Raw genomic sequence first — 12,778 nt, 5'->3', positions numbered from 1 at the left:
ACGCCCTTTATCTCTGATTGTCGTAGTGTCATCGCCCCGCCAATCGCCATTTCATCGTTACTGGATAAAATCGCGTCAATTTTTTACCGGCCAACAACCAGCTATTTGTGATGTCCATATCTTTTTCACGGAGCCAAATACCACTCTGCTCCTCAACTATATCTCTGCACAGAACCAATCACTCGATATCTGCTGGCAACACTAGGGCCACAGTCAGCAGCAGACAACGCATCGAGCAGCGAATCCCTGGAGTCCCCAGCACTTCCTGCTGGCCGGTCCCCTGCCCGTGACCGTAACAGTCTTGATTGCACGCCCAAGAACAAACGCCACTCACTCGAGGTGTAACGCCTTGACCAACTGCGTTCTGCGGCTGACGCCAAGCTTTTCGTAAATACTTGTCAGATGGTCTTTGACCGTACCGACCTGCCTGCCTAGCTGATCGGCGATCTCCTGATTGCTCAGCCCGCTCTGGGTCAGCAACGCAACGGAGCGCTCGGCAGGCGACAACTGTGAAAGAATCGCGATCTGCGCTGGCGTCGGAATCGGCACACCAGCATCGCCACGCGCATGGATACCCGCAAAGCGTGCGATAAAACACGGCGTGGTGGTGGGCGCGCCATGGTCGTGAACAAGTTCGATCGCAACCTCCAGCATGGGATCCGCATTGTGCTTTATAACCAGCGCTTGCGGCCGTGCCCCCTCTCCGCGCAGCCAGTTGATCCATTCACTGCGTAAATGATCCCAGCCTTGCGTCAAATCGTCGGGCACGGCAAAGCGTTGACGCGCACCCTTGAGGCTGACCTTTCGCGGCGCTTCATTCCATATCGCCGCTTGCCGACAGCCTTCGTCATTGACGGACAACACCACACCGAACCAGTCAACCAGAACCAGGCCGACCGGAACTTCGCGCAGGAACTCCGCAAGCCCTGCTCCGGCCGCAACCGATCGGCGTCGTTCGAACAACGCTGATACACATTGAGGCAGCACCGGTCTTAATTTCTCCAGCGCCTGCCGGCGAATCTGGGACATGCCCGCATGCCCATAAATGGCGATCGTGGCATGGATTTCCTGTCCCTGAAGAAAGTCCAATGTGGCTGCAGCCGGTGGTCGCGAAGCCGCCGACAGCAGTGTTTCATCCCAACCAGCGTTGGCCAGCGCGCTGCTATCGAATGTGCGTACCGAATCACTGAAAGGAAGATTGAATGCGGTGTAAATTGCAGGCGCGCGCAAAGCATGTGCGTGCGCGCCGCGATGCACCGTGAGCGTACCGTCGGCGCCTCGATGGAATGCACGCGTGTCGAACGTCTCCCACACCACCACCACATCGTCAGGGAGCAACTCCAACACGATTTCGGCCACGGCCAGCCAGAACGTTTCGCTCTGCCCGGGCAGCATTGCGGCGAACAGGCGATCGACCCAATGACGCGGCAAGGCGCTGACGATGGCACTATCGAATGGGCACATCAGCGCAAGTAAAAATCAATGGGTAGAGACAGTCGTTGCGGCTCGCCGTCCGGTGGCGGTGGCAAGGGCGATACACGTGAGACCAAGTCCAATGCTTCTTCCTCCAAACTCTGATACCCGCCGCTGTGCACAATTTTCTCCGCACCGACCTTGCCGTCAGGCGCCACAGTAAAACTGACCGTGACGGTATCCTGCTCGCGGGCAATGCGGGCATTTTGGGGGTAGCGCTTGGCGCTGGCAAGACGAGCCAGCACCTGCGCCTCCCAACTATCCAAAGCGTCCAGTGCAGTGGTCGCAGCACCTTGTGCCTGGGCAGCGCTGTCAGTTGCTTTTTGCGCGGCCTCTACCGGTGGCGGTGCGACGGTCTGCGGGACTTCACTCGGTGCTGTCGGAGTGGAATGCGCGGCGATCTGAGGTGGCGTCGCGGTCGGAGCGGTTTTCTTTGGTTTGGGCGGTTGCGGCTTTTTATCCCTGGGCTGAGGCTGTTTCGGTGGCACCTTCGCCAGTATCCCGTGCTTTGTTTCTAATACCTCTGGCAGTGGTTTGGTCACCGGAACTTCAACAGTTGGCGCTTCTACAGCCATGGAGGCAGCCGCCGATGCCACCGACAAATCACGCGGCGAAGGCACAGGCGGGGCCGCCGGTGGCGCAATTTTCAACACCAGCGGCGGCATGCTGACAGGCTCTGTTGTCGTCATATCGGTCCGCCCCAGTATCCAGGCGATTGCCACCGCGTGAACTACTGCGACAAACAATGTGGTCAGCCAGCTGGGGGCCCGCAACACGATGCGCCCATGACGAATCAATTTTTGCTCTCCAGGCCAACGAGAGACACTTGGGTATAGTTGGCCTTGCGCAACGTATCGAGCAGGCCAATCATGTCCCCATAGCTGACCTGTTTGTCGACATTCAGGAACACCGTCGTCGAAGCCGTGGCTCCCTGTGAAGCCAGGGCGGCTGGCAGATCTGAGGCCAGAACGGGAGACTCTCCAAGGTACAGCGTCAGGTCGCGCTGAACGCTGATCGTCACCGGTTGCTCAAGCGGCGGTGCTACCTGGGCGCTGGACGTCGGCAACTCAATCGGCAGGTTTACCGTAGAAAGCGGTGCCGCAATCATGAACACCAACAGCAGCACCAGCATGACGTCGATAAAGGGGGTCACGTTAATTTCCCCGTTGAGTTCGAACTCTCCCGCAAAACGCTGTTTCGTCAACTTACCCATGGGTTTATGCCTCCGTCACCGCGCGCAGACCACTGACACCGTACCGCGGCAGTTGGGCGCGCTCAGCGTCCCGGCTCGCCAGATTTGCAATGTGCGCAGAGCAGTCAGACAGACGCGCCCGGTAGTGCGCCACCCATTTTCCAATCACGTTGTACATAACGGTTGCCGGAATGGCCACAACCAGGCCGATAGCAGTGGCCAGCAACGCTTCGGCGATACCAGGCGCTACCACAGCCAGGCTTGTACTGTTGGCCTGGGCGATGCCGACGAAGCTATGCATGATCCCCCACACAGTCCCGAACAACCCGATAAAGGGCGTGACACTGGCCGCCGTGGCAAACAAGCTGACACCGCTCCCGGCCTGGCGCGCGGCCGCTTCTTCAACACGGTCCAGCGTCAACGCAAGGCGAGCGTTAAGCCCTTCAGTCAGCCCTGCGGCTACCAGGCTCTTTGATCGCCGCACCTCATCATGAGCAGCATCCAACAGTGCAAGGACAGTGAGATCACCCACCTCCACAACCGACTCAAGGGTTTCAGCCAGTTGGAGCCGCTCCTCGGCGTGCCGGGTCGAGTGAAACAACCGGCGTAATGCGATCAACTTGCGCACCAGCACGCTCCAGGAAGCGATCGAGATCAGCACGAGCAGGATCATCACGGCTTTTACGGTTGGGGTCGCTGCACTGGCGATCGCCCCCATGGACAAGCCACCGTCCTGCCCTGCCCACGCGGCACGTGAACAAACCACGCATGAAACACCGGCAATTAATAAAAACTTAATGAGTTTTTTCATCGCTATTTTCCACCTCACGAGCTTCATCTCGTGGCATATGCGGGTTGATTTCAATTGCACGGCATGACTCGTTTGACTGCTCGTCGCAGCCAACGTTAAGTACACGCTGGTGGAACGCGACCACACTCGGCCGATGCGCGACACTTACATAGGTTGCACCACTGGCCCTGAGCAGCTCGTACAGCCGTTGCTCCATGGCTAGGTCGAGCGCACTGGTCGCCTCGTCGAGCAGTACAAAACGTGGCCTGATGACCAGCACGCGGGCAAAGCCGATCCGCTGCTGCTCGCCCAGCGACAGGATGCGTGCCCAGTCACGCTCGGTATCCAGGCCACCGTTGCGCGCCACCAAATCAGGCAGACCTACGCGCTCCAGAATGCCTTGCAGGGTGAAGTCGTCGATTAATGCGTCCGGTTGCGGGTACAAAACCTGGTCGCGCAGCGTTCCAAGTACCATGTACGGACGCTGCGGTAGGAACAGCGTCTGCTCGCGTGGCGGCATGATGACGGTGCCACTGCCACGCGTCCAAAGCCCACCCATGGCACGTAGCAAAGAACTTTTGCCCGAGCCGGTTTGACCGACAATGACCAGGCTTTCGCCATATGCCACCGCGACCGATAGGTCCCGCACCAGTGTCTGCTCTCCTCCGGGCGTTTGCAGCGTTACACCCTTCAGGCAAATACCGTCACCTTCGAGGAACGCCAAGCGCGGAACACCTGACTCGCTCTTACGCTGCTCACCCAACCGGTCAAACTTTTCCTGGATCTCCGCCAGGCGCACAGCCATCGGCGCCATCTGACTCAAGGTGGGGATGTAGTTCATCAGCGTCGACAGGCTCTGCAGAATCAGCGAAGAGGCAACGATGCCGGTCATGATCGCGCCATACTCAATTTCACCGGTGAAGTAGAGCGGAGCGATGATAACCATGGGCAACGCACCCCATACCAAATTGGAGAATTGCTGAACGACAGCCATAAACTGCTGGTACTTGAGAATCACCAACTGGCGTAACACCGCCAGTCGCGTCCGCGCCTCAATGTGCCGCCGCTCTTGCGCCTCGCCACGATAGAAAGCGATGGTTTCCGCATGATCGCGCACGTGCAGCAGGCCATAACGCAAGTCTGCTTCCGCTACCGTCGAATCCCAGTTCTGTCGAATGGTCGGTTTGTACAAGTACAACGTCAACACGGTTTGGAAAACCGCGTAGATGAATGTCGCAATCAGCATTGTGCGTGAGATCGCCATGAGGATGACGATCTGCACCATGATGTCGAAGCCCGCCCCCAGCAGTTGCTGAGGCAACCCGCTAACCGCCTTGACGAAAGGATCCACATGCTCCTGGATACGCTGATCAGGGTTGTCAATTTCCGAATCGACGGTGATCTCATAGTAGGTCCGGTGCTCCAGGTAGCGGTCAACCAGGTACAGCGTCAACCACTGCCGCCAGTGTAAATTGAGGCGCCCCCCCACATAGGTCTGCACGATGCTGGCACCGAAACGAACCAACCCCGCCAAGGTGATGAGTGTCCAAAAATGCCAGTACTCGGCTGCCTCTTTGGCAACGAGAGCATTGGTCTGGTCCGCCGACAATTGCGCCATCTGCGCACCCCCCAGGCTGAACGCGATGACCAGCGCAAATAGCACCCCGAGCGCCACCCAGGACGGCCATGCACCGTTGCGTACCCAATAAGGTCGGCAAAGACGCCACAGCCGCTGGAAAAACAGACGGTCGATGGCATAGCTACGCTTATCGACGTGCACAAGTGAGCCCGCGATGTGAGGGGCCTCGGCAAGCACTTTTTCTTCAGGTCGTTGCCCCCAACGCAACAAGTACCTCCATGAGCGGCCGCGAGCCGCCGATGGGGCGTTTTCCTCGCGCTGGTCGCTCATGCCTGGCCGCCCTCTCCATCAATCGGCAGGCCGGCAACTGACAACCCGTCGGCCACACCGGTCGCGGTACTGGCCACAACCCATTCGACGGGGCCGTTTGCCAGGGCATCTTGCAGTACCTGAACGACTGCGGCAGCAGACACGTTAGCCAGTGCCGCACGGCGTGCACCCAGTGGCGCCTTCAAGCCAAGGCGGAACGCATCAAGCACACTCATGGCAAGGCCGCTCGTGCTCGCGCTGGCGTAGGACAGATTGATACCGGCTTGGCGTTGTTGCTCCTGCATCTCCACTGCGGTCGGCGGAGCATCGGTAACGAACGCTTGGATAAATGTACGTATCTCGAGAACCGCTTCGCCTGCATGCTGAGCGTTGACTGACGTGGTGAGCATCAGGCACGGCGGCAGAGCCGTCATCTCGGCTTCAGCGATGCCGGCACTAACCCCGTAGGTCCAGCCCAGCTCTTCGCGCAACCGATGATTGATACGTTCCTGGAGGATCGCCACCAAGGTTCGCGCAGTCTCGCGGGCCAGCAGATTCAGGGGATGTGGCAGCAATAGCGCCAGCTGAATCACCGCTTGATCACTCGGGCCAGCCGCTACAAACTGGATGCGCTCGTCGGCGCGATCAGGCAGTGCCGGCACGACAGGCTCGGGAAAAGGTGCCACGGACTGCCGCCAGCGCGAGGTAAATGCCGACAGTCGTGGCCGGACAGTCGCCAGTACCTGCTCTGAGCCGGTGGCAAATAAACGTGCGCCCTGAGGATCAAACAGTCGCTCGTGGAAGGCCAGTACTGTCGCTCTCGTTGCCTGCTCGATGGCCATAGCACTGCCTTCGGCATCCCGTATCTCGATGCTTTGCGCGCCGTATAACCGAGCTCGGGGCAACTGCATAGCCCAGTCCAAGCGATCCACCTTGGCCTCGATGAGTCCATTGCGCTGATCACGTCGAACTTCGTCAAATACAAAAGTATCCAGCCGTGGACGCAATACCAGATCGGCGAGCAGTTCTACCGCTTGTGCAGCGGAGGTTGCCGGGCCGTTGAGTTCGATCGAAAAATACGACACGGTGGCGCCACAGACGATACCAATACCGCCTTCCTGGGTCTGGATGCGTGTCTCCTCCGGGCTGCGCTCGCCAATCCCGTGATAGGGCAATGTGGAAAGCAGTGCACAGAAACCGCGCTCGGCCTCGGACTCCACGCCATTGCCACGCGCCAGTTCCAGGCGAAGAACGAAGTCACGCGCCCCGGGCCGCTGGCTGGTAACGAGCCGAGTACCGTTGAACAGTGCCACTTCATCCCATTCAATGTCATTGGTTGCCTCAACCTGAGGTATGACCGACGGACGCGGTGAGCGCAAACTGTCGGTCACGGTAATGGCGACTTTCTTTTGGCTGTGCACTTCCAGCACGAATGGCTCGGCTGACAGCCAGCGACGCCCCTGCGCGATGACCCTCTCTGCATCAGTCGTCTGTAGATCGGCCAGCTCATGCTGGAAGTGCCACGGATCACGTACCGACATTTCCCCATCGATCATCATCGCCACTCGCGCACTCACGCTTCCCAGGCGCATGACGGTCATGATCCGCTTCTGACGGCACAGGCGCTCGAAACTGGCGCTGTCGGCTGGCCCATCCAGCACCTTGGCAATGACACCGCGTACGCGCTCCGCAACGTCGGTGTGCCGCCGCCCTTGCTCTAACGAGAGACTGATCAGGAATTGGCCACACACTTCGCCAGGAGTGAAAATGGCCGAGGCATTGAGAGCATGCCCAGGCTTCACCAGTTCAAGATAGAGTGGCGACAGTTCACTGCCACCCAGTAAATCGGCTAGAACGGCCAGGTGTGCTGACCCCTTATCAGCAAATTCTGCCACCGGCCAGATCAGTTGCACTTCGTCATAGTCGATTGCGTGTGAGGCGACGCGTGCGCGTCGTCGCTGTGCCAATGCAGGCACCCAAGCTTGCGTGCAGGTCCACTCCCGCCCCGACGGAGGGAGATGGTCGAAGTGCTCCTTCACCAGTGCCAAGGTCTGTTGCGGATCAATCGGTCCTGCGATCACCACAACCGCATTGTCGGGTCCGTAGTAGCGGTGGTGCCAATCACGTGCAGAAATGAGGCTGACGCCAGCAATATCTTCAACCGAACCAATCACAGTGTGATGATAGGGATGCCCAGGAGGGAAAAGACTCTGTAGCACCAATTCCGACACTTCACCCAGGGGCACGCCCTCTCGCTGCGACTTTTCTTCAAGCACGATAGCTTTCTCGCGAGCTAATGCCGCGTCGCTCAGATGCTCGCGGAAATGCCCCATGCGATCAGCCTCCGCCCATAATGCAAAGGCAAGACTGCCGAGCGGAATTGTCTGGTAGAAACACGTGCGGTCATGGGATGTGTACGCATTGACGTTGGTGCCGCCTACGGCCTTCATTGACTCGGCCCAGCCACCGGGCAGATTGGCACTCCCGGTAAACATTAGGTGCTCAAACAGGTGGGCGCTGCCGGTCTGGCCAGGGCCTTCGTCCTTGGAGCCAACGCGGTAGCAGACGGTCAAGGAAACCTGAGCAGCCTCAGGCGCAGGGTGCACGATCACCACCAACCCATTGGCGAGCTCGTGTCGCGTGCAGTCAAGTGCCAGGTCATCCGTGTTGTCGCCAAGGACAACGGCCTGCTCCGCTGCGAAACGCTCGATACTTACCGTCATCTCAGTACCCATCCATAGCTTCGTAGTGGTTGGTTGGATAGCCATCCTGTGCAACGGGCACCTGCAACGTTTCGCCGCCCAGCATGGACGCCATACGGTTGCGCACGGCAATAATCTCCGTGACAGCCTGGCGGAAATACGCATCGGCAGAGCGTAATGGTCGTTTGCGCACGATATCCGCGGCCAGGCGCGCCTTGCCGTCGCCTACCAGGCGACGCAGGTCGGCAGGCGTGAAGCCTTCGGTAAGCTTGGCCAATGCGCCACAGTCAAGCCCCTCAAACGTCTCGGTATCGCTTTCAAGCCATCGGCGCAAAATCTTCTCACGGGTGCTTTCGTCAGGCGTACGGGTCTCCAGCCACAGCTCGACTCGGCCAGAGCGCAGCAGTGCCTCCGGAATCGGTCGCACATCCATCGCAGTCATCATCACGCACACGCCGCTGGCGGTCTCGCTTTCGATGCCATCGAGCAGCGATAACAGGTAGCGCGACAAACCGGCAATGTGCTGGATTTGGAACAGCACATCGGCGTCGTCGATAAAGAGCAGTGACGGCGCATTCTCCTTGGCCTCTTGTACTACGCGCTCAAGCTTGCCGAAAAACGCGGCGGGCGGCTCACTGACGAAGGAGCCGTCAATAAGGAAGAACTTTCCGCGCATATGGTGCGCCAATGCCCGACCAATCGAAGTCTTGCCGGTTCCGGGAGGACCGAACAGCAGGACCCCACGCTTTGGCTTGAGGCCCATGCGCGCCGCTAGGTCACGGTGTTCCATTGGAAAGACAATATTGGTCTCGAGTGCTTCGACGATGTGTTCGTGCCCCGGCAACTGGTCGAAGCTTATGTCTTCCACCTCATCAACCCGCGTGTTGGAGACCATTACATGGCTCTTCAGTGACTCGATCACATCTTCGGTGGTGATACTGGCCTGGCCGACAAGCATGCCGAACGCCAGCCGCAGTTGGTGACCATTGAGGTGCCCGGCAAAGCGATGCAGCATTGAGAAGTCGACACCGGCAACCGCCTCCCCCCCCGCAACCGCACGGGCGACCACTGCATAATCCTGCGGTCCAAAACTGGCCAGCGGCACCACAGCTGTATCTGCACCAAACTGAGATTCCGCCGTCTCCCAGGACTCCGGAGGGTGCCCCGCCAACAACAGATGGCGGCCGGACGCCTGCGCCTGCATGCGCAGTTGGCGCAACACCGTTCGCACAAAGCCAGGGCGTGTGGACGCATTGGAGGCTGGGCCGACGAAGTAGTCCAAGTCGTCTACTACCACCAACGGATAATTCTGCAGATGCGTGGCGATCATACGGCCAATGGTGGTTTCAAACTCATTGGCCGGCTTCAAACCTGCCGCTTCGGTCATGTTAGCGACGGTAATGACGATCCCGCCGTGCTGCTCGGCCAAATGCCGCAGAACCGTTGACTTCCCGCATCCCGGTGCCGCGATCAGGCCAATGGCCGTGGCAGCCTTCATCACCCGTTCGATCCGGTTGAAGGCCTCCGCTTGCGACGGCGTAAGGGGGCGATTGATGTCCGGCACACCGGTATTTTTGCCCAGCACGGCCAGCGTTGAAATCTCACTCATTGAAACTCTCCTTAAACAATAAGCAGGCTGCGCGGCGCAATCGCTGACGCAGCAATGGAGCGGTAACCTAAGGTGTTTCCATGCACAGGACGATCCCGCGAAAGTCGGGTTCTGTTATGTGTTGATCAGAACTGCATCTTCAGGAGTAACGACACGCTGCGCGGCTCACCATAGAAATTTTGCCCCCTGACATTGCCCACGCTCGCGTAGTAATACCGGTCAAACGCATTAGCCAGGTTGGCCTGTAGTGATACCTTACGACTGAGCATCACCCGTGCAAAAAGGTCGGTCACCGCGTAGGTGCCTTGCCGGGTGACAAGCTTCTCGCCGTTGCCGTCAAAGCCATTGGTGACTGTCTCGCTCTGATAACGCAGGCCTCCACCTAGAGTGGTTCTGCCGGCCCAACCCGCGCTGCCCAGGCGGTAACTGGTGAATAGCTTGGCCGTGTGCTTGGGAGCCTGTGTAAGAAAGTTGCTGGGTGCCAACTGGGGCGAACTGAACGCAATCGTGTTACGGGTATAACTGAACGCCAATTGCCAGCTGGGAGTCAGTGCACCGATGATCTCCGCCTCAAAGCCTTTGGATGTCTTTTTGCCGCTGTCGAAATAACAGCAGGAGATGCCAGTGTCCGGGTTATCGGTCGAGGGTGATTCCCGATCGTCCTGGGCGATGTGTTCTTGCACAGTGTCGAAAAACGCGAGACTGCTGTTCAGGCGACCATTGAAGTCACTGCGGCGCAGGCCGACTTCAATAGTGCGCCCGGTTTCAGGCTCAAGGACTGTACCTGCAGCCGTCAGTTTGTTCGCATTGGTGTTGAAAATGCCGGCATGGCTCACGTAGACGGTGGTCTGCGGCGTGAGGTCATAGCTGACAGAGACCGTTGGCGGCAAGCGCTTGTTCTCGCTCATGCGAGTATTCTGGACTGAAGGGAAGTCCCCTCCGTAGATCGTGCTCTGCTCCGTCTTGTAACGGTTGTAGCGCATCGATGCGGCCACACGCAGCCCTTCAATAAGCTCCAATTGAAGTGAGCCGTACGCTGCGCTCTGTTCGCGCCAGTAGGCAGGTACGGTGATGGCGTCCCGCTGGAACTGCGAAAGATCGGGCCGCGCCCAAGCACTCGGGTCGAAACCGACAATGTCGATCGGGCCTTGCGGATAGAAGTAATTGCCGCCCGCATCGTTGCGATCATCCTGCTTCTGCTGACTGACGCCGAGCACCAGCTTTTGCCGCAGCCCAAACAGATCAAACCCGCCGGTTACGTAAGCATCCGCGACTCGTTGCTGCGAACGCAATTTGCGTTGGTCCAACATGATCTGGCCGTCGACAGTACCGGTGTCGCGATTCACGCCGTCGACGAGAAACACCGATGAAGAGAGCGAATTCGAGTCCTGATTGATACCCGACAAGTTGAGGTTAACCGACCAGTCCGGTGCAAAGAAGTGCTCAAGCTGTACGAACACTTCCTTATTGCGAGTGTGTTGATTGGCGAAAGGCATACCAATGAACGTTGAGCGCGACAGGGCCATATCACCGCCATCAGCGTACAGTGGCAAACCCAGACTAAAGGGCACGGCATCCTGCTCGGTGTAGCTGCCACCGACGTTGATACGGGTATGCTCGTCGGGATCGAACTCCAGGTTTACATAACCGCTGTCCAACTGGCGATCGGCGACTCGGTAGAAGTAGTCGCTCTCATCGTGGGTGGCCACCGCACGGACACGCCAGCGTCCATCCTCGCTAAGGGGTTGAGATACGTCGAACATCGTTCGGCGCGCGTCCCATGAGCCTGCACTCAACTCTGCCGTATATTGCGCTTGGGCTACCGGTCGCTTGCGTTCCAACGAAAGCACACCGCCGGGGTCACCCACGCCAGAGTTGATACCGTCAGCGCCGCGCAGCACTGCAACATTGTCGTAGTGCGACATATCGAACGTTGGCGTCAGCGAAGACGTATAGTCGTTGCCTGAGCCATAGTTGATGGGGGCACCACCATCAATCTGAAAGTTTCGGATTTCAAAGCCGCGCGAGAAAAAATGAGGCATCAGTTGGCTGTCGGAACCACGCTGTAATGTGGTCACACCAGGGGCCCAGCGCATCACGTCGCCCAGAGAGTTCATCTGCTGGTCTTCGATACGCTGGCGGCTGATGACCGATACACTCTGCACAGAATGCTGCAACGTGGTCGGTGTCTTGCCACCGATGCGAACCTTCGCTGGCGAATAGGCCCGGCTATGCTCGGTGGCAGTTTCATCGCTGCTACCGTTGACGCCACGCTGAGCGATGCCGCCCTGACCGCTCTGCACATCGCCTGCGACGCGAACCTCGCCGATCTTGCGCCCGTCCGCCGTGCCGACGCTACGTGGACGAATGAACGCTTCACCACGCGACCAACTCGCCTCAAGGTCGCTGCCTGCCAACATGACGTCAAGCGCCTCGCGCAGGGTCATCTTGCCGATGACTGCCCGAGCTGGCCCGCCAACGCCTGAGCCCAACGTAACCCGATAGCCCATCGAATGTAATTGCTCTACAGCCGCATGCACATCCCCAGCCTGGATGGCGAACGTCACCGCATCCTCGCTATGCGCCATCATTGATGCTGCGGTCAGTACGCTGCCTATGATTGCGCGCATGAACTTATGACGCATTTCGTGCCCCTTATCTCTGCTAATTGGAAATGGCGGGACAAGTTTCCCTGGGTCAGTTTTATCGACCTGCCGTCACGTGACAGTTGTATGAAGTTCTGCCTCAGGAGTAACCCGACTTAGGTCGGAAAACAGCGAACTACGTATATACGATGACGGTATGAGCTAAGTTTCGATTGGCATATAGTTAACCCGCGACTGATCCTCGAGTGTGTTTCACCACGCACTGAAAGAACTGTGGCCACAGGTGGTTTCGAAGCGTTTACGAGTGTGGGGCAGAGCGTCTGGTAGCTCCGAGCTGGAGGTCGGACTCTGCATGACAGACGCGTAGATGAGGAATAATAATGCAAGGGCTCGACTCAAAATATCCGCACTTTGACGCCCCTCCTATCTCGCTAGCCGTCTAAGCTTCGCCATTTTTTTCGTTTTTCATTGGCTCTCTCCCGCGATAGCTTTCTCTCCCTGACTCGCCCGTATTCGCG

Annotated in this window: 8 protein-coding genes; all 8 read right to left on the bottom strand. The window is 58.5% G+C overall.

Annotated features, from left to right (window positions below):
* Positions 1-330: 330 nt before the first annotated feature.
* Positions 331-1,464 carry a helix-turn-helix transcriptional regulator gene (locus NTD80_RS21330; protein WP_262134900.1) on the bottom strand — a complete coding sequence of 378 codons (1,134 nt, stop codon included), beginning with the start codon at positions 1,462-1,464 and terminating at the stop codon, positions 331-333.
* The gene (locus NTD80_RS21325) at positions 1,464-2,270 is read right to left on the bottom strand and encodes an energy transducer TonB (protein ID WP_262134898.1); all 807 of its coding nucleotides are present in this window, start codon (positions 2,268-2,270) and stop codon (positions 1,464-1,466) included. Before NTD80_RS21325 ends, NTD80_RS21330 begins: the two co-directional genes overlap by 1 nt.
* Positions 2,267-2,686, bottom strand: a complete 420-nt coding sequence (locus NTD80_RS21320) for a biopolymer transporter ExbD (RefSeq protein WP_262134897.1) — start codon at positions 2,684-2,686, stop codon at positions 2,267-2,269. The genes NTD80_RS21325 and NTD80_RS21320 overlap by 4 nt, the downstream gene beginning before the upstream one ends.
* Positions 2,687-2,690: 4 nt before the next feature.
* Entirely contained in the window at positions 2,691-3,476 is a 786-nt protein-coding gene (locus NTD80_RS21315; protein WP_262134895.1) for a MotA/TolQ/ExbB proton channel family protein, read from the bottom strand.
* Complete coding sequence (locus NTD80_RS21310) at positions 3,460-5,364, bottom strand: ABC transporter ATP-binding protein/permease (RefSeq protein ID WP_262134893.1); 1,905 nt, start codon at positions 5,362-5,364, stop codon at positions 3,460-3,462. The genes NTD80_RS21315 and NTD80_RS21310 overlap by 17 nt, the downstream gene beginning before the upstream one ends.
* A complete protein-coding gene (locus NTD80_RS21305) occupies positions 5,361-8,066 on the bottom strand; it encodes a M16 family metallopeptidase (protein WP_262134892.1) in 2,706 nt (901 codons plus the stop codon). Before NTD80_RS21305 ends, NTD80_RS21310 begins: the two co-directional genes overlap by 4 nt.
* Before the next feature lies 1 nt (position 8,067).
* Positions 8,068-9,654, bottom strand: coding sequence for an AAA family ATPase (locus NTD80_RS21300; protein ID WP_262134891.1), 1,587 nt, complete (start codon positions 9,652-9,654; stop codon positions 8,068-8,070).
* Between the two features lie 125 nt (positions 9,655-9,779).
* On the bottom strand, positions 9,780-12,299 hold the full coding sequence (locus tag NTD80_RS21295; RefSeq protein WP_262134890.1) for a TonB-dependent siderophore receptor: 2,520 nt from the start codon (positions 12,297-12,299) through the stop codon (positions 9,780-9,782).
* Between the last annotated feature and the right edge of the window lie 479 nt (positions 12,300-12,778).

Origin of the sequence: Pseudomonas sp. 13B_2.1_Bac1 (assembly GCF_025466155.1) — a bacterium.
Taxonomy (GTDB): Bacteria; Pseudomonadota; Gammaproteobacteria; order Pseudomonadales; family Pseudomonadaceae; genus Aquipseudomonas; species Aquipseudomonas aylmerensis.
Note: the sequence above shows the minus strand (reverse complement) of the source record. Positions and strands in the feature narration are given on the sequence as shown.